General features: G+C 44.1%; 17 protein-coding genes. 13 read left to right on the plus strand and 4 right to left on the minus strand.

Translation table 11 applies throughout. The features are described 5' to 3' along the window. Position 1: 1 nt before the first annotated feature. The 7 genes from JOD02_RS06990 to tyrS all read left to right on the plus strand — a co-directional run bounded on the left by JOD02_RS06990 (position 2) and on the right by tyrS (position 8,350). The gene (locus JOD02_RS06990; RefSeq protein ID WP_204488211.1) at positions 2 to 2,722 is read left to right on the plus strand and encodes an ATP-binding protein; all 2,721 of its coding nucleotides are present in this window, start codon (positions 2 to 4) and stop codon (positions 2,720 to 2,722) included. Positions 2,723 to 2,881: 159 nt separating this feature from the next. Next, positions 2,882 to 3,955, plus strand: coding sequence for an ADP-ribosylglycohydrolase family protein (locus JOD02_RS06995; protein WP_243426393.1), 1,074 nt, complete (start codon positions 2,882 to 2,884; stop codon positions 3,953 to 3,955). 110 nt (positions 3,956 to 4,065) lie between these two features. Then, a complete protein-coding gene (locus JOD02_RS07000; protein WP_204488213.1) occupies positions 4,066 to 4,254 on the plus strand; it encodes a hypothetical protein in 189 nt (62 codons plus the stop codon). Between the two features lie 6 nt (positions 4,255 to 4,260). Continuing rightward, positions 4,261 to 4,848 (plus strand): hypothetical protein, encoded by a 588-nt coding sequence (locus tag JOD02_RS07005; protein ID WP_204488214.1) that lies wholly within the window; start codon positions 4,261 to 4,263, stop codon positions 4,846 to 4,848. Between the two features lie 11 nt (positions 4,849 to 4,859). Next, the gene (locus JOD02_RS07010) at positions 4,860 to 5,828 is read left to right on the plus strand and encodes a hypothetical protein (protein ID WP_204488215.1); all 969 of its coding nucleotides are present in this window, start codon (positions 4,860 to 4,862) and stop codon (positions 5,826 to 5,828) included. Between the two features lie 137 nt (positions 5,829 to 5,965). Continuing rightward, entirely contained in the window at positions 5,966 to 6,877 is a 912-nt protein-coding gene (locus JOD02_RS07015) for a DUF368 domain-containing protein (RefSeq protein ID WP_204488216.1), read from the plus strand. A gap of 246 nt (positions 6,878 to 7,123) precedes the next feature. Next, positions 7,124 to 8,350, plus strand: a complete 1,227-nt coding sequence (tyrS, locus tag JOD02_RS07020) for a tyrosine--tRNA ligase (RefSeq protein WP_204488217.1) — start codon at positions 7,124 to 7,126, stop codon at positions 8,348 to 8,350. A gap of 119 nt (positions 8,351 to 8,469) precedes the next feature. Here tyrS and JOD02_RS07025 read toward each other — a convergent pair whose 3' ends face one another. After that, a complete protein-coding gene (locus JOD02_RS07025) occupies positions 8,470 to 9,030 on the minus strand; it encodes a helix-turn-helix domain-containing protein (RefSeq protein WP_204488219.1) in 561 nt (186 codons plus the stop codon). A gap of 268 nt (positions 9,031 to 9,298) precedes the next feature. On the opposite strand from JOD02_RS07025, the gene tdh reads away from it, so the two are divergent. The 3 genes from tdh to JOD02_RS11635 are packed head-to-tail and all read left to right on the plus strand — an operon-like array spanning position 9,299 to position 11,546. Then, positions 9,299 to 10,342: an L-threonine 3-dehydrogenase gene (tdh, locus tag JOD02_RS07030; RefSeq protein WP_204488221.1), complete on the plus strand. Its 1,044-nt coding sequence runs from the start codon at positions 9,299 to 9,301 to the stop codon at positions 10,340 to 10,342. Positions 10,343 to 10,356: 14 nt separating this feature from the next. After that, the gene (locus JOD02_RS07035; RefSeq protein WP_279380665.1) at positions 10,357 to 11,235 is read left to right on the plus strand and encodes an aminotransferase class I/II-fold pyridoxal phosphate-dependent enzyme; all 879 of its coding nucleotides are present in this window, start codon (positions 10,357 to 10,359) and stop codon (positions 11,233 to 11,235) included. Positions 11,236 to 11,252: 17 nt separating this feature from the next. Beyond that, positions 11,253 to 11,546 carry an aminotransferase class I/II-fold pyridoxal phosphate-dependent enzyme gene (locus tag JOD02_RS11635; protein WP_341534548.1) on the plus strand — a complete coding sequence of 98 codons (294 nt, stop codon included), beginning with the start codon at positions 11,253 to 11,255 and terminating at the stop codon, positions 11,544 to 11,546. Positions 11,547 to 11,597: 51 nt separating this feature from the next. Here the strand turns inward: JOD02_RS11635 and JOD02_RS07040 are convergent, their stop codons facing one another. Beyond that, a complete protein-coding gene (locus JOD02_RS07040) occupies positions 11,598 to 12,296 on the minus strand; it encodes a zinc metallopeptidase (protein ID WP_204488223.1) in 699 nt (232 codons plus the stop codon). A gap of 371 nt (positions 12,297 to 12,667) precedes the next feature. Here JOD02_RS07040 and JOD02_RS07045 point away from each other — a divergent pair, with 371 nt between their 5' ends. The 3 genes from JOD02_RS07045 (at position 12,668) to JOD02_RS07055 (ending at position 16,038) form a co-directional block, all read left to right on the plus strand. Further along, a complete protein-coding gene (locus JOD02_RS07045) occupies positions 12,668 to 13,243 on the plus strand; it encodes a LemA family protein (protein WP_204488225.1) in 576 nt (191 codons plus the stop codon). Between the two features lie 12 nt (positions 13,244 to 13,255). Further along, positions 13,256 to 14,080 carry a TPM domain-containing protein gene (locus tag JOD02_RS07050; RefSeq protein WP_204488227.1) on the plus strand — a complete coding sequence of 275 codons (825 nt, stop codon included), beginning with the start codon at positions 13,256 to 13,258 and terminating at the stop codon, positions 14,078 to 14,080. A gap of 92 nt (positions 14,081 to 14,172) precedes the next feature. After that, positions 14,173 to 16,038, plus strand: a complete 1,866-nt coding sequence (locus JOD02_RS07055) for a hypothetical protein (RefSeq protein WP_204488229.1) — start codon at positions 14,173 to 14,175, stop codon at positions 16,036 to 16,038. On the opposite strand, the gene JOD02_RS07060 is transcribed toward JOD02_RS07055, so the two are convergent. Both JOD02_RS07060 and JOD02_RS07065 read right to left on the minus strand, forming a co-directional pair. Beyond that, positions 16,035 to 16,595, minus strand: coding sequence for a YkoP family protein (locus tag JOD02_RS07060; protein WP_204488231.1), 561 nt, complete (start codon positions 16,593 to 16,595; stop codon positions 16,035 to 16,037). The genes JOD02_RS07055 and JOD02_RS07060 overlap by 4 nt on opposite strands. Continuing rightward, the gene (locus JOD02_RS07065; RefSeq protein WP_204488233.1) at positions 16,592 to 17,302 is read right to left on the minus strand and encodes a polysaccharide deacetylase family protein; all 711 of its coding nucleotides are present in this window, start codon (positions 17,300 to 17,302) and stop codon (positions 16,592 to 16,594) included. The genes JOD02_RS07060 and JOD02_RS07065 overlap by 4 nt, the downstream gene beginning before the upstream one ends. Positions 17,303 to 17,397 lie beyond the last annotated feature (95 nt).

The following is a 17,397-nucleotide window of genomic DNA, read 5'->3' on the forward strand; positions in this document are numbered from 1 at the left end:
CATGAGTTTACCGGCTTGGTGGCAGGTGGTAAGACCTCATGAAGACATTAAAAAGGGGACTTTAAGTGAATCGATTTTTGCAGCTGACTTGGGTGACGTTTTAATTGGTACTGCACCTGAGGAGTATAAGGATCCAAGGCTTTTCTTCGGGAAGACCTATCTTACACAGGGGCTTAAAAGCCTTATTCGCAACGTTGTGGAGCGTTTGACTATTGGACAGGGAGATCCGATAATACAGCTGCAAACGCCATTTGGCGGCGGTAAGACCCATGCCTTGCTGTCCCTTTATCATCTGGTAAAAACGCCAGGGCAGGTTTCACATTTTGCTCAGATTCGAGAGCTGCTGCCGAATATAGACAAGTTATCGGGTCAGAAAGTAGCGGCTTTTGTGGGTACAATGGCTGACCCTATTAGAGGAAGGACGCCGTGGGGTGCAATTGCCGAGCAGCTTGGGTGCTATGAAGTAGTTAAAGAGCATGACAAAATGCGAATAGCTCCGGGTAAAGAAAGGCTCAAGGAAATACTGCAAAAAAGCGGCCCTGCACTGATTTTGATAGATGAGCTATTGGAATATGTAGTTAAAGCCAATCGATTTGAAAAGGAGGAAAAGATCACACAGGGACAGACCTTGGCTTTTATGCAGGAGTTGTCAGAAGTGGTGGCTACCTCAGACAGGTCTGTGCTTGTGGTAACTTTGCCTGCCAGTATTTTGGAGCAGTATGATGAAGAAGCGGAAAAGGCTCTTATGCAATTACAAAAGGTATTAGGCAGGGTGGAGAGTATATATGTGCCTGTGGAGGGGATAGAAATTTACGAAGTTATCCGCAAACGCCTTTTTGAAGACCTGGGAGATGTTACAATTCATCGTCAGGTAGCAGAGGCTTATTTTAAGCTTTACCAGAGCCTGGGCAATGATGTTCCTAGGGAGGTACGTGAGACTGCGTATCGAGAAAAGATAGAGAGGGCTTATCCCTTCCATCCGGAGTTTATAGATGTGTTGTATGAACGATGGGGATCTTTCCAAACTTTTCAACGCACTCGAGGGGTTTTAAGGCTTTTAGCTAATGTGGTGAAGTTTCTTTATGATCGCAGGGTATCTGCTCCGTTGATTCAATCATCCATGGTAGAATTGTCAGATATACCTGTGCGCCAAGAGTTTATAAAACACATAGGTAATGAGTACAATAGCGTAGTGGATGGGGATATTACAGGTAAAGCAGTGCAGATAGATAAAGAGATGGGCAGCGAATATGAAAAATATGGGATTGCGAAAGGGCTAGCGACTTCTGTTTTTCTTTATTCTTTTAGCGGAAGAGGAAGTAGCAGAGGGGTAAATCTGCCGTGGCTCCGTGTTGCCTTGCTGAGAGAAGGCATACCCTCTACCATTGTAGGGGATGCTGTAGATAAGCTGGAGGAGGCTCTGTGGTACTTTCATGCAGAAGGGCGAACCTACAGTTTCAAAAATCAGCCTAATCTCAATAGGGTAATAATCGACAAAGAAGCGTTGATAGAAGTTAATGATATTAACGACTATTTTGATAAGCAGTTAAAAAGAATGCTAAAAGGGCCTTTGTTGGATGTATATGTTTGGCCTCGTGCTACTTCTGATATTCCAGATAACAGGAGTTTGAAATTGGTGGTGCTGTCTCCGGAGTTCAGGTATGGGGATGTTGATACCGAGAAGTTTGTAAAGGAGCTTTTTGACTATGCAGGGGTTTCGTTCAGAATTTATCGTAACACCCTATTTGTGGTAGCGCTGGATACGGCGGTTTATATAAACCTTGAACAACAGATAAGGAGATATTTGGCGTTAAAGAGCATTGCTGAGGATGCAAGCATCCCCTTAGCAGAAAATGCAAAAATAGAGTTGCAAAATAGGTTAAAGAGAGCGGAAGATGATATACCGGATACCGTGATAAACGCCTATCGGCATATAGGATGGCGCAGCAATGGAAGCATTATATGGAAAGATATGGGCATAGCCACTGTTGGACAGTATAGCTCATTGACTGCACGAATAATGGACTACTTAAAGAAAGAGGAAAGAGTTCTTTCGAGTATAACCGTGAAAGCGATATTGGACCGCGGGTTTGCTAAGGATGAAGAGGAGAAGACTATTCAAGAGATTTACGATGTTTTTCTTAAAACGCCTGGACTGCCGTGTTTGGAAAAAGAAGATGTATTGTTTGAGGCCGTAAAGAACGGTGTCATGAATGGGTTGGTAGGATTAAGGGCCGGCAATAGGCTTTATTATAGGGAACCTTTTTACTCGGGGTTAAGCGTAGATATGGTGGTTGTAAAACCTGAAAGGGCCGAAATTGAAAAGGAAAAGAGTGAAGCTGTTCCGAAAGGCGAGGTTGGGGGACAAATAGAATCGCCAAAGAGTGGATTTGATATTGGTGGTGTGGATACCCGTAACTCGAGATCTGTATTTATACCAGCAGGTGAGCAACCTTTAGGACAAAGTGATGCGCCTGTAGTTTTGCCTTCAAATAAAATGAAAGGCGTGTACATGAAAGTCACCGTTCCATGGGATAAGATATCCCAGATTGTAAATGGTGTATTTAGGCCTTTGATACAATGTGGCTCTGAACTACAAGTTACAGTAGAGATCGAGGCACAAACGCAAAAAGAGATAGATTCAATGACGCTAGAGAACAAGGTAAAAGAGACTTTGAGGCAGATAAATGCGCAAATAGTAGAGTGGAAGGAATTGAAGTAGTGTTTTTAAGATAAGTATATGCGTTGATTGCTAGAAGCTGAATAAGATTGTCCGCAACCTGAAACAGTAAGAAGTAGCTGGGATAGAGTGAGCTATTTTTGCCCGTATTCCATAGGTAAGATGAAACAAAGAGATTTATAAATCAGGAGTTGGATGTGTATGAAAAAAGACAAAGACCACTTCAGAGGCTGCCTGCTTGGCGGAGCAATTGGCGATGCATTGGGATGGCCTGTGGAGTTCATGCGTACAAGTGAGATAAAGGCAAAATATGGTGAAAGCGGCATTACTGACCTTGTTGTGTCCATAAACGGCAAAGCCGAAATCACCGATGATACGCAGATGACGCTTTTCACTGCTGAAGGCATACTCCTAGCAGAAGTTGCGCGGAGGACCAGAGGCAATTGTGATGCTACTATATCTGTGTATCGTGCTTATTTGAGGTGGTTGCACACACAGGGGAGCCGTGGAGTACCAGAGAGCATCGGCTTAGTTGATGGTCTTTATGAAGGTATATATAGTGGTTGGCTGTATGGTGTAAAAGAGCTTCATGCAAGGAGGGGGCCTGGCAACACCTGTTTATCTGCCTTATCAAGCGGCAAGATGGGTACTATCGATAATCCCATCAACAACAGCAAGGGATGCGGTGGGGTGATGCGTGTTGCACCGGCAGGCTTGTTTTATCCAAAGGATGAGGCTTTTGAGAAGGCGGCCGAGTTTGCAGCCACCACTCACGGCCATCCATCGGGTTATTTGTCCGCTGGCGCTTTGGCCTACATAATTGCCTTGATTATGGAAGGGGAAGACATTGAAGCAGTGGTAAAGGCTGCTATTGAGAAGCTGAAGTGGTATGAGGGAAGCGAGGAATGTATACAAAGTTTGAACATGGCCCTTGAACTATCAAAAAGCGATATATCCGATATAGATGCCATTTTAAAGCTTGGTGAAGGCTGGGTTGGAGAAGAGGCTTTAGGGATAGCAACTTATTGTGCATTGAAATACAGAGGTGATTTTAAGAAGGCATTACTTGCTGCTGTAAACCACGATGGAGACAGCGACAGCACGGGTGCCATAACCGGCAATATACTGGGGGCGTATCTGGGTTTGAGCCGTATTCCTTCTGAGTGGGTTGAAAAAGTGGAATTGAAGGATGTTATATTGCAAATAGCGGATGATTTGCTGGACGGGTACAGGGATGACGAGGATTGGAACAGGCGGTACTGTGTAGGGCATTAGAATAGCTTTAAAAAATATAGTCTGGGTATAATTGTTGTTTGATTATAATAACTGGTTATGTTTGTCACATGGGTAAGTTGACCCTTTGCAGAATAGGAGGAGTAAAGCTTATGGCAGATTGTGTGAAATGCCCAAAATGCGGTTCCACAGATTGCGGGGAAATTGTATATGGCTTGCCGACCTATGAGCTTTTCAAGAGGGCTGAAGCCGGAGAGGTAAAACTAGGTGGCTGCGTCATCATGAAAGATAACCCGGATCATTTTTGCAGGGATTGCGGGTATGAGTGGAAAGAGGAGTAATCAACCATGACAATTGACTTTGATAAAATTTTTCACAGTGGTGAGGCTGCAAAGGATAAATTCCTTTCGCGCCTTTTTGGTTTGTTCAGCGAAGAAGTTGTGAGATACTGGTGTAGTTGCCTTCAGGCGCCTTATGAAGATCTGGGACGGCCTACCGTTTATGCCCCCGGCGAAGCGCGTGGTCATACTCTCGATTTTACTCTTCGCCATCGAAAGACCGGTAAAATTTTTGTGGCCGAGATGAAGTGCGAGCTGGAGTTTCAAAATTATAGATATTTACGCCTTACTGGTGCATGGCAGCTTGAACACCATCGAAATACGGCTTTTTTGAAATTTTTACACTTAGCGAAACATCCAGAGTCATATAAGGTTAAGGTAAGAGGTCACGAAGTGCATGTGGATGGAGCCGTGTTAATCTGGGGTTCAATAACTCCTGAGGGACAACGGACAGTGATCGAAAAGTACGGCTTTGCTGATGTGCTTTCGGTGGAGATGATGTTAAATGACCTGCGTATATGGAGACCGGCAGTGTGGAGCAAGAGGGTAACCCAGCTCAGGCAATGGAGCAATGAGCTTTTCGATAGTTTTATGTAGGGGGTAATATCATGGCATACTTCTTAATCTCCGTGTCCAATAAGACCAATCTGGATTTATGTATAAAATATGGACTGGCAGGTTTCACAAATAGCATCAATGGTTTGTGGACTTTTATGGAGATCCAGGAAGGAGATTTCGTGTCATTTTTATACGGAGCAAAAGTATATAACCTTTATAGAGTTAGCAAGAAGAAAGCTTTAAAGGATGCTCAATATCTTCCACCATGGCCCCTAATTACTTTCAGTTCGGGAAAGACTTATTATTTTCCTTTCAGACTTCACTTGGAGCCGATTCGCCAATTTGTTGAATCGATGGTTAAACCGGAATTCGCATATGTAGCCGAAAATTTGTTGTTAAGAGGAGGATATCGAAAGACTCACTTTCAGGCTGATCAAACCACTTTGCAATCAGTCTCTCAAATGGGCCAAATTTATTCTGGACAGCTTGAGAATTTGGATTTAGATAAATATGAGACATTTACACCGGTTATTGTGTGGGATAGAAAGCTTCAAAATACGCCGGAGGTTTTCTTTTTTCAGGAAATTATCCTTCAATCCTTAATAAGACAGCATTTATCGCAGTATGAAAATCTCCAGGCATTATTTAGTAGCGTAGGACTGCTGGATTTACATGCAGAAGATTATGAGGTTCTCGGTGAAAAAGCCTTATCAGAAGGGCATGTTGATATTCTTATAAAAAGTCGTATGCCCGTAGGATATTCTAAAAAGATTATTATAGAAGTAAAAACTGGTGAGGCACGGAAAGAAGATATTGACCAGCTTAAAGGTTATATGGATGAAATTGGAGAAGAATGTATGGGTGGGATATTGGTAGCTAGAAAGTTTTCTAAAAAAGTGAGACATCAGTGTGAATGTAAAGGAGTAAAAGCTGTTGTATATGATTTTGAACAGGTTAACAAATGCTGTAAATATACTATAGAAGAAGTAAAACAAAAACTCAGATTGCATGTACTCTGATATACAAAGTGAAAGGCCTTTTAGTTTAAAAGTTTTATCTTATGTTTCCTGGCCTAAGCGTTGATTATTTGCTAATATTTGCTAATATATAAGAGTATAACAAAACGGATAACCTTCATGAAAGAGTGATGCAAAATATGAGAAGCAACAAACAATCACATTTGAAATACCTGATTAGATTATGGACCTTGAGGATTATCCAGGGTGCCCTTATAGGAAGCAGCGCCATATTGCCTGGCGTTAGCGGAGGCGTGCTGTGCGTGGTTTTCGGTATATACCAGCCCATGATCGCGTTGCTTTCTCATCCCGTACAGTCACTGATTAGGTATTACAGGCTGTTCATACCCATAGCGATAGGGTGGGTGATAGGTTTTCTGGGGCTGGCGAGGGTGGTGGAAGTGCTTTTTGATGCTTCTTCAGCCCTGGCGGCTTCTTTATTTGTTGGACTCATTGCGGGTATGTTTCCCTCGCTTTTTCGTGAGGTTGAAAAAAAGGGTACTGGGGCGGTTTCCTGGTCGTATTTTGTGGTTAGCCTGGTCATATTTTATGCGTTTTTATCCTCTCTGAAAGCAGGGCAAACCATCAAGATTGCTCCTACCACTGCATGGTATTTTCTATGCGGCGCCATATGGGGATTGAGCTTGGTGATACCTGGTTTAAGCTCATCCTCCATACTCGTATTCCTGGGCCTTTATCAGCCAATGGCAGCCGGCATTGCTGATATGAGGTTGGACGTAATATTGCCTTTGTTTGTGGGGATCGTGCTGTCAGCAGTAGGCCTGGCAAGGTTTGTCAACTTTTTACTCAAGAGGTATCATGTTTTTATCCATCACGTCATTTTAGGCATAGTGGTGGCTTCAACTCTCTTGATTATACCTTCAGGCTTTTCGAGCACGGTGCAGATGATGTTGAGCGTTGCATTTTTCCTTGTCGGTTATACCGTTTCTTTGTGGATGGAAAAGTTGAGCGCTGTTGCAGGCAAACAGGCTGATGGAATGTCATTAGACTATGATACCAAAAGGGCAAAGTTGCGAAGAGCTGACCATTAAAGAAAGTGCGGAAAAAGGCAGTACCTCATCAAATTGTTGAGGATACGCTGCCAATTTTGAGAAAGGAGTTTGTAAATATATCTTAAACGCCGCATTTTACAGGTTGTGAGGGTGACCTTATAAATTACTAGCTCGGGGGCTTGAATTTGTAGAGCGTATAAGTTAAAATTTTGTGAAAAGCCAATCATTGAATGAATCGCTGTTTTATTCCTGAGATTAAAATAATTAAAGGTTGGAGGAATCGAAGTGTCAAACGTTTTTGACGTATTAAAAGAGAGGGGTTTTATAGCGCAAGTTACTCACGAGGAAGAGGTAAGGGAGCTTTTGGGACGGGAAGCCGTCACTTTTTACATAGGCTTTGATCCCACTGCTGACAGCCTGCACGTGGGGCATTTCATCCAGATTATGGCCATGGCGCACATGCAAAGGGCTGGTCACAGGCCTATAGCACTCATAGGTGGGGGTACTGCCATGGTGGGGGACCCCAGTGGCCGTACCGATATGCGGGAGATGATGAGCGCAGAGACCATTGCCAGAAATGCTGAGGCTTTTAAAAGGCAGTTTTCAAGGTTTCTAGACTTTTCTGAAGGCAAAGCCATTATGGTCAACAATGCTGACTGGCTGCTTAACCTTAATTATATAAAGTTTTTGAGAGAGATAGGCGTGCATTTTTCGGTGAACCGCATGTTGACGGCTGAGTGCTTTAAAGCCAGGCTGGAGCGAGGGCTTTCTTTCCTCGAATTCAATTATATGCTGATGCAGAGCTACGACTTCCTTGAGCTTTATAGGCGATATGGCTGCCGCCTGCAAATGGGTGGGGATGACCAGTGGTCCAATATTTTAGCGGGTGTTGACCTAATACGCAGGGTGGAAGGAGAGCAGGTGTACGGCATTACCTTTACCCTGCTCACCACCAGTGATGGGCAGAAGATGGGCAAGACCAGGGCGGGGGCTATATGGCTTGACCCCCATAAGACCAGTCCGTACGATTTCTACCAATACTGGAGGAATATAGCCGATGCCGATGTTAAGAAGTGCCTCGCACTTCTTACATTCCTGCCCATGGATGAGGTTGAGCGCCTGGCAAGCCTTCCGGGTGAGAAGATAAACGAGGCCAAAAAGGTACTGGCATATGAGGTGACCAAAAACGTCCATGGCGAGGAAGAGGCTAAGAAGGCGCAGATGGCTGCTGAAGCTTTATTTGGCAGCGGCGGGGATTTGGATGCCGTGCCCACAACTGAGATAACATTGGAGGAGTACAGGCAAAATGCCAACGTGATCGATCTGCTGTACAAGGTAGGGTTTATTCCCTCAAAGGGTGAGGGCAGGCGCCTGATTGCACAGGGCGGGCTTTATATAAACGGTGAAAGGGTGGACAGCATTGAACGCCAGCTGACTGAACAGGACCTGCAGGATGGCAGCTTGCTGGTACGCAAGGGCAAGAAGACGTATCACAGGATAGTGGTGAAATAAGGCTGCTTTATGCTAACCAAAGCCAGGGAGAGTATAAGTGACAAAAAAGAAAGTTATTATATATTATAGAAGAAACCGCTCTTTTGAAAGATTTAAAAAGAGCGGTTTCTTTTTTTGCCTTACTGGGGGAACCACACCACCAAATAAGCCTTTGCTTCTTGGTCGGTTAAATTCTCTATTATGTGTTCCCTGTCGGCTTTATATCTTCCTGTATCCCCTTCGTTTAGTACTGCTGAACTCTCGCCGGCGGTAACTTTGAATTTACCGGTAATGACAGTCAAAAATTCTTCGGCGTTGGGAAAATGGGGTTTAGAATGGAGTTTGCCCCTCGGCTTGAAAGTCATGTCATAAAGTTCAAGATTGTCTATCATGTGGACAGGGGAGTTTACGCGTATGAGGCAAGAGCGATCCTCGGAGTAAAATATGGGTGCATCATCTTTCCTTAGCACTTCTATCTGTGAAACCGATTGGGCTTTTAATAAGTATTCAACGGGTATATTGAGCGCATTGGCGATCTTCCACAATGTAACTACTGTGGGATTGGTCTTTTCCTGTTCAATTTGAGAAAGCATTGATTTTGACACCCCTGACCTCTTGGCCAGTTCATCCATGCTCATCCCTTTTTGCTTTCTGTAGTTGGCGATGTTTTTCCCGATTGCTGGGGGTTGCTTTTTATCCATTGTGATTTCCCTGCCTTGTAAAGAGTAAATTTTATTTATTTCCTGCTTACGGCGTATGTCATCGCAGTTTTAAATGAAAATAGAAGGTTTTTGCAGCTCAATCTATTTTGCCCTCATATATTGTAGCAATTGTATTATAGCTGCAGGATGTCCCGCAGGTCAACTGTTAAAATTTAAGAATTATTTGGATTGACAGCGCATAGTTTATTTAATATAATAAACATAAGGTTCGATATGTTAAACAAAGTAGGGGAGGGGAGGATTTGATATGTCCACCATGAAGGTTGTGAGAAAGCAAGGTCCTGGCCGGGGGATAGAAGTCACTACTGCTGTCATTCCAGAACCAGGTCCTGATGAGGTGCTCATTAAAGTGAAAATCGTGGGTATTTGTGGTACTGACCTGCATATCTACAGATGGGACTCTTGGGCTGAGGGCAGGGTTAAACCTCCCCTCATCATAGGCCATGAATTCATTGGAACGGTATATGCGATAGGGAAAAATGTAAAGCATTTACAGATAGGGCAGAGGGTATCGGCCGAAGGGCATATAACGTGTGGACATTGTAAATATTGCAGAAATGGACAGGGGCATATTTGTAAAGACGTGAAGATACTGGGTGTTGACAGAGACGGCTGTTTTGCCGAGTTTGTATGCGTTCCTGCCGACAATGTCTGGACGGTACATCCTGACATTCCTGACTTTTATGGTGCTCTGTTTGACCCCTTAGGGAATGCCATGCACACTGTCATGGCCCAGCCGGTTAGCATGAAGAACGTTCTTATAACCGGTGCAGGTTCCATAGGGCTTTTTGCTATACCCATTGCCAAGGAGAATGGGGCCAGAAAGGTTATAGTAGTGGAACCCAATCCTTTTAAGAGAGAGATTGCTCTCAAAGTAGGGGCTGACCATGTGCTGGATTTTTATGATGCTGATGTGAGAGAAAAGATAATAGAGTATACAGATGGTTTAGGGCCTGATGTATTCCTTGAAATGAGTGGGAATAGCCAATCGTTAAGGTTGGGGTTGGAGCTTTTGAGTAATGGCGGTGAAGTGAGCTTGCTTGGCATTCCGCCCCGTGAAGTAGAACTCAATTTAGCCGAACAGATAATATTCAAAGGAGTTACCCTGCGAGGAATTACTGGCCGAAGGATGTTTGAAACTTGGTATCAATGCGAAAGCTTTCTTCTAAAGAATGGTAAAGTGATAGACCCTATAATTACCCATGTACTGGATTTTGAAGATGTAGAAAAAGGGTTTATGGAGATGGAGGCAAACAGGGCAATAAAGGTTTTGCTTAAGGTTTCAAAATAAAAAGGAGGGTTTTTATGAGCAGACGGCTGTATGAGAGGATTAACGCTCAGCTTAATTTATTGAAGGAAGAGGGAATCTATAAAGAATATCGTTACCTCGTATCATCAGTAAGTGGTAGGAGTGCTGTTGAAAAATACGGCGATGTCGTCGTACTGTGTTCTAACAATTATCTAGGATTGGCAAACCATCCTAAACTTATTGAAAAAGGGATTGAAGCACTTAAGAAATATGGGGCAGGAGCTGCCAGCGTTAGATTTATTTGCGGAACATATGATATACACAGAACTTTAGAAAATAAAGTGGCACAATTTCTTCATGCTGAGGCAGCATTGACATATACCTCGTGCTGGAGTGCCAATACGGCTGTTATTCCGGCACTATTGAATCCAGGGGATGCTGTAATATCTGACGAATTAAACCATGCCAGCATTATAGACGGGTGTAGATTGGTTTCAAAAGGTGTGCAGCGTTTGGTGTACCGCCATGCGGACCTGGATTCACTTGAGGAAAAGCTAAAAGAGGCTACTGCGGGAGGCGGTGTGGCACTTATTGTCACTGATGGGGTTTTTTCTATGGAAGGGGATATCGCACCTCTTCCTGGTATTATAGAGTTAGCAAGGAAATATGATGCTGTTGTTATGGTAGATGATTCTCATGCAACCGGCGTAATAGGTGATACAGGTCGTGGTACTGCGGAATATTACAATATGCTTGGGCAGGTTGATATTATAACCGGTACGTTTGGTAAAGCTTTAGGAGGGGCAGGAGGCGGTTTTATTGCAGGGCGAAAAGAGGTGATCGATTTATGCATACAACGGTCGAGACCTCATTTATTTTCAAATTCTTTACCGCCGGTATTGGCTGCTATTGCTCTTGCAGCCCTAGATATTTAGAAGAGCATCCGGAAAAGGTGCATTCACTACACCAAAAAGTTAAGTATTTCAGGGACCAACTTAAGAAAGCAGGCATTATTACTATTGAAGGTGATAGCGCTATCATTCCAATTATGATCTATGACACAGCAAAGGCTATAAGGATTGCTGCAAGGATGTTGGAGGAAGGAGTATATGTAGTGGGATTTGGATATCCGGTCGTTCCTGAAGGCCAGGCCAGAATAAGGATTCAGGTGTCGGATGCGTTAACCTATGATGACATAGATTATTCTATTGGCGTGTTGAAAAGGGTTTTATGCGAACAAAGCTAAGTCGGGGCTTTAAGCCCCGACTTTTGCTATTGCTTTGATGTTTCTGTACCATTATTCGTCTCTTCTGCCGAAAAATCCTGATATGAGCATGAGCCTGAGCAATTGCAATACAGCCGTTAAAGTGGCTGCTACGTAAGTGAGAGCTGCAGCGTTCAATACTTTGCGCGTATGCGGCGTTTCTTCTCTGGTGAGATACCCTCCCACTTCTAGCGCTTCTATGGCTCTGCTGCTGGCGTTGTATTCTACAGGGAGGGTGACCAATTGAAACAGTACAGCTAAGCTGAAGGCTATTACGCCTATTTGCGCCAATTCTCTGAGACCAAATACCAGGCCTAGGAACAATAGAGGAAATGCCAACTGTGAACCGATGGCAGCTACTGGCACGATAAGCGTGCGAATATTAAAAGGTATATATCCATATTGATGTTGTATCACGTGCCCGGCTTCATGGGCTGCTACGCCTAGTGCAGCCAGAGAGCTGGAGTTATATACCTGAGGAGAAAGCCTTAGCACTTTATTATGAGGGTCGTAGTGATCTGTGAGCATTCCCGGCGTCATCTCAACCCTTACGTCGTAGATCCTGTTGTCACGAAGGATTTCTCGGGCTACCTCGGCACCTGTCAGACCGCTGCGTGCGGGAATTCTGGAATACCTGGCAAAGGTGCTCTGTACCTTAAATTGGGCGTATATAGCCAGAAGTATTGCCGGTAAAAGCAGTACCATGGTTGGGTCGTACCAGAAAAACGGCATATGCCTCAACTCCTTTCGGGTGTCTGTATCTTTTAAAACAGGCATTTATTGGCTTTGTCAACACTATATTATCATACTCAAAAGCAAAAGTCAATAAAGGTCAAAAGAATTTATTCTCTTGTTCATTATTATACCTGTTATCGAGAATAATACAACTTATCTGTAATGCACGCTTAAGCAAGGTAAGCAAGGTAAAAAACACTGTTTAAAAACTTTCATAATAAAACTTTGAAAAAGACATATAAATGAATTGATAGCATAAACAAGTACACTACAAGTGGTTTCCATTTTTTCTTGTTGTAATGGTGTATAAATGCTGGTAGAATAATTATAAGTTGAGTATATAAATTTTTTGCTTTGGGGGTAAAGACATGAAAAATTGGGTGAAAGCGGTCTTAATTATAGGAATAATACTTGTTTTGATTGCTGTTTGGATGATAAACGGTTACAATAACCTTGTAGCAAAGAGCGAAGAGGTGCAAACGGCTCTAAGTCAGATAGATAACCAGCTTCAAAGGCGAAACGATTTGATACCCAATCTGGTGGAAACGGTTAAAAGATATGCTGCCCATGAGTCGGAGGTTTTTGCCCAGATTGCTGAGGCTAGGGCAAAGCTGGCCGGTGCTGCTACTGTTCAAGACATGGCACAGGCAGATGCTCAAGTGTCAAGCGCTTTGTCCAGGCTACTTGCTATAGCGGAGAACTACCCTGAACTTAAGGCTAATCAGAACTTTATTCAGCTGCAGGATGAGCTGGCGGGTACTGAAAACAGGATTACGGTTGCAAGGCGGGATTATAATGAAAAAGCACGAGATTACAACACAACTATTAGAAGATTTCCGATGAACATTGTAGCCAGCATATTTGGCTTTGAACGTGCTGAGTATTTCGAGGCATCTGAAGATGCTAAACAGGTGCCTAACGTGGGCAAACTGTTTGAGGATTAAAGGTGTTTGAAGATGAAACATGTAAATGATATGAGGATAGTCATATGTATAGTGACGCTTATATTCTTATTTTCTGGCTGCAGCGCTGAAGAGGATAATTATCCTGAACCGACTGATGCTTTTTATGTGAATGACTATGCTAATATTCTGGATGCCGATGCAAAGGAGCATATCTTAAGGGTTGCTGAGGAATTGGAAGATACCACTACTGCTCAGGTAGTGGTGGTAACCGTTGAAGGTATTGATGACAGGCCGCTGGAGGAATACACCCTTGGACTATTCCGTAAGTGGGGTATAGGCCAGAAGGGTAAAGATAATGGCGTGCTTATATTTGTGGATGTGCAGGGGAGGCAGTCCAGAATTGAGGTGGGATATGGCCTTGAAGGAGTGCTTACGGACGGAAAAACCGGCAGGATACAGGATGAGTACATGATCCCTTTTTTCCGACAAGGCCGGTATAGTCAAGGTATTGTTGCAGGGTTCAATGCGATAGTGAATGAGATTTATAAGGAGTACGGCTATATAGACAAATTGGTGGGAGACGATATGCTGCTCGAAGAGCCGAGTTTACCTGCTGAGCAGCCTGAAGAAGATGGTTTTTCTTTGTCAAGATTTATATTATGGCTGGTACTCGTTGTGGCATTTATCTTTTTCGATTTTGCCTTCTTCAGAGGGGCTATTACCTCCACCGTATTCCGTTCCAGGGGTGGTGGAGGATATGGAGGCTGGTTTGGTCCGGGCACGAGAGGTGGCGGATTTGGCGGTGGAGGTTTTGGAAGCGGACGCTCTGGCGGCGGTGGTAGTGCCGGAGGTGGGGGGAGCTCGCGAAGCTGGTAATTGACCTTGATTTTTTGTGAAGCTGAGTGAGAGTTTGGAGGACGTGATCATATAACAACAGCGTGAATTACTGAAACAGGGGGAGGGGAATAATGAACGGCAGGTATTGGAAATGGTTACCCATTTTCATGGTTTTTATGTTGATTGCCCAGGCATTGTTGAGCGATGTGATGGTACTTGCTCAAGGGAAAGTCACCATCTCGGTAGAAGTGAGCCCTTCTGTGATACAACCGGGAGAGCCTTTTAAAATTATGTATAGCATAACCAATTCTATGGATAAACCTATCAAGGTACGCATAAGGGAGGATTTTTATAATCATCGTACCAATGAAAATGAGACCACTGTGTTTGAGAGAAGTATTGCACCAGGAGAAAAGCAGGAAATAAGCAGCGCCGATGGGGGTAGTACTTATGTGGCTATTGATGGTTATGTGACCTATCGGGTGGAATATCAGGTTGAAGGGCAAAGTGAGTGGGCGGTTCTTAAAGAAGGTACTTTTGATATATTCAATATAGGATTTAGCGTAAGTTATTCTGCCAGCCCACCCCAGATTAAAACGGGTGAAAGAGTGGAATACGTTGCGGAGGTTAAGTCAACATCAAACGTGGTTTTGGAGGATATAGTTGTCATGGACAGCCAGCTGGGCGAGCTGGGCAGAATTTCCAGGCTGGAGCCGGGCGAAGAGAAGACTGTGAAGAACAAATTTAATCTAGAAAAAAGTACCGAGAGTTACCTTATATTGAAATACAAAGACCCTCTGGCGATAGGAGGGGATATGCAGCAGGAGTTTCAAAACGCAAGGGTCAAGGTTGAAGTGGTAAAGCCGCAGCCTGTGTATTCCCTTAGTTTAGAAGGCGGTGTTGATAAAAGGCAAATAGCCTCGCCACAGGAAGTGACCTTTACCCTTAGGATTAAAAATACCGGCGATGTTACCCTGAAGAATATTCAGTGTATCGACTGGAAGGGTAAGAACTTTTATGAGATAATTCAGCTACTCCCGGGGCAGGAGACGGTTGCAACCTATAAAGCTATGGTTGATTCAGCGGGAAAGTACACCATAACGTGTAGCGGCGTACCCGAAGATAGCACACAAAAGGTGGAAGCCAGTTATACTGTAGAGATATCCAAAGTAGAAGCGGCAGTAGAGATCGAAAGGAAGTTTGAACCCCCAAAAGTGGCGCCAGGCGGTATTGTTACGCTGACATATACAATCCGTAATACCGGTAAAGTAGCATTGAAAGGTGTAGAGGTGTATGAACCCGAGATGGGAAATATAGCCTCATTTGACAGCTTGAGGCCGGGCGAGGAAAAAGTGGTCTCAATAGAAAAGGAAATGGATGATGACGGAATAGTGAGTAAGACGATTTTGACAGCCAAAGATGAGTTGACGGGAGCTCCTTATAAATATGAAGCCGATGAACTGCTGATACCTGCCGAAGTATCCGAAAAGGCGGCTAATGTATCAATTGATGTGGAAGTGGAACCGCCTAGTCTGGAAAAAGCGGGAGCTGTACGGGTGAAATGTACCATAAAAAACGATGGCGGTGTGGCTTTGCGGAATATAGAAGTATTCATTGAGGATCTGATAAAAGAGAGAAAGGTTGGGATGGGGAGCGCGCTTGTGCTCAATCCTGGGGAGGAGAAGACTTTTAATTTGCCCTACCTCAGTGTGGAGGAAACAAGCTCATTTGTCGTGGTGGTCAAAGCGCAGGATCAGGAAGGAAATGATCTGGAATTCAGAAGCCAGCAATTTGAAGTAACGGTTGGAGTTACAGATAAGGCACAAAACCCAGGGGGGTTAGACTCAGGAAAGGTGGCCATTCTTAAAACTGCCCTTACTGTAGTGATATTTTTGATTATTCTGACGTCCGGAATGCTTATCTATCTTGTGCGGGATTCGCTGTCCTTCTTCAAGAGGCGTAAAAGTTTGAAACACAGAGCTGTAAATGGAGATTAATTGCTATACTTTTCAAGCAGGTGGTTGATGGACATCCAGAACTCTTGGGCCTGTCTGGCGGCGCTGGTCTTGGAGCGTTTGCGGGCAGTGGATGGTGAGAAGATCCAGCGCAGGAATCCCATCCACATCTTGAGCATTACAGCGTTTTTGCTAGGCGGCAGTGGCCGCATTTGAAAGCCCATGCGTTTTACTCCTGGACCAAACAGGGTAATGCCCCACAGTGCCTTTACCCGAGGATCTAGCTTACCATTCCGGGCGAGCCTTGCCAAGTTTTGTATTTCTTCTCTAAATAGAGGAAGCAGGTGTATGTCAGAAGCCACTGTCACGTTGCCTACCTTACCGCTGTATATGACGGTGTTGGAGATGTGGAGTTCGGCCACATATTCCCCTGGCTGAAGGATTGAGCCATCCTCTAAGGGAAGGGGGTCTCCGGTGTAAGGATGTATGTTCATCCTCAAAAGCCCATAAGGCGAATTTTCAACCGTATATATATGGTGTAACCTGGCAAATATTTTTTCCCATAGTATAAATATTGGGACTATCAGCTTTTTGATCATGTCGTATCTCCTTTCAGCTGGTCAAGGGTTACAAAGGTGTAACCCTTTTTCTTTAAAGCTTTTATTATAGGAGGGAGTGCTTCCAGCGTTTTGGCAGGTGCGCCGGGTGCTCCCCTGTTATCATGTAGCACTATGATAGAGCCGGGTTGTGCGCGGGAAATGATGGTGTCGTATATATGTTGAGCGGTAGTTGTGGCTTCCCAGTCCTGCGCTTCAATGGACCAGTAAGCGATTTTGAGGTCAAGCTTTCGAGCGGCTGCTGCACTGCAGAGATTGAACATGCCCCACGGCGGTCGATACCAGCGGGGTTTGTATCCTAAAAAGCTCTCGATAGTCTGGTAGGTCAGTTCAAGGTCTTTGAAGGTGTGCCAGGGGGACATAAGCCATGCATGGCGGTGAGAAAATGAATGACATCCAATTGTATGACCCTCGGAATGCATCCTTTCAAGTATGTAAGGATGCTTGAGTGCTTGCTTTCCCATCACAAAAAATGTGGCTTTTATGCCGGCATCTTTTAGGATGTCCAGCAGTTGGGGCGTATATAGAGGGTTGGGCCCGTCGTCAAAGGTGAGGGCGATCCACGGCTTTTCAGCTGTTCCATGCCGCAACACACGCTTTGAGCGGTTGCGCATCCAGTAATTTGGTATAATGCAGTAAATGGCAAATATCATGGTCGCAGCTATTGTGATAAAGATGAATGCCCACATCTTTTATTATCCTTTCCTCATGAATATATTTTGTTGCAGATTTGTCATTTGCTTGTTTCCATATTTTCTACTTAAAAATTGTTGATTCTGCCTTA

The organism is Caldicoprobacter guelmensis, from assembly GCF_016908415.1.
Lineage (GTDB): Bacteria > Bacillota > Clostridia > Caldicoprobacterales > Caldicoprobacteraceae > Caldicoprobacter > Caldicoprobacter guelmensis.

Coding starts and splice junctions, on each gene's coding strand:
- JOD02_RS07065 (WP_204488233.1), bottom strand. CDS start 17,302: ATGTGGGCATTCATCTTTATCACAATAGCTGCGACCATGATATTTGCC.
- JOD02_RS06995 (WP_243426393.1), top strand. CDS start 2,882: ATGAAAAAAGACAAAGACCACTTCAGAGGCTGCCTGCTTGGCGGAGCA.
- tdh (WP_204488221.1), top strand. CDS start 9,299: ATGTCCACCATGAAGGTTGTGAGAAAGCAAGGTCCTGGCCGGGGGATA.
- JOD02_RS07060 (WP_204488231.1), bottom strand. CDS start 16,595: ATGATCAAAAAGCTGATAGTCCCAATATTTATACTATGGGAAAAAATA.
- JOD02_RS07005 (WP_204488214.1), top strand. CDS start 4,261: ATGACAATTGACTTTGATAAAATTTTTCACAGTGGTGAGGCTGCAAAG.
- JOD02_RS07045 (WP_204488225.1), top strand. CDS start 12,668: ATGAAAAATTGGGTGAAAGCGGTCTTAATTATAGGAATAATACTTGTT.
- JOD02_RS07015 (WP_204488216.1), top strand. CDS start 5,966: ATGAGAAGCAACAAACAATCACATTTGAAATACCTGATTAGATTATGG.
- JOD02_RS07035 (WP_279380665.1), top strand. CDS start 10,357: ATGAGCAGACGGCTGTATGAGAGGATTAACGCTCAGCTTAATTTATTG.
- JOD02_RS07040 (WP_204488223.1), bottom strand. CDS start 12,296: ATGCCGTTTTTCTGGTACGACCCAACCATGGTACTGCTTTTACCGGCA.
- JOD02_RS07000 (WP_204488213.1), top strand. CDS start 4,066: ATGGCAGATTGTGTGAAATGCCCAAAATGCGGTTCCACAGATTGCGGG.
- JOD02_RS07050 (WP_204488227.1), top strand. CDS start 13,256: ATGAAACATGTAAATGATATGAGGATAGTCATATGTATAGTGACGCTT.
- JOD02_RS07055 (WP_204488229.1), top strand. CDS start 14,173: ATGAACGGCAGGTATTGGAAATGGTTACCCATTTTCATGGTTTTTATG.
- JOD02_RS06990 (WP_204488211.1), top strand. CDS start 2: ATGAGTTTACCGGCTTGGTGGCAGGTGGTAAGACCTCATGAAGACATT.
- JOD02_RS07010 (WP_204488215.1), top strand. CDS start 4,860: ATGGCATACTTCTTAATCTCCGTGTCCAATAAGACCAATCTGGATTTA.
- JOD02_RS07025 (WP_204488219.1), bottom strand. CDS start 9,030: ATGGATAAAAAGCAACCCCCAGCAATCGGGAAAAACATCGCCAACTAC.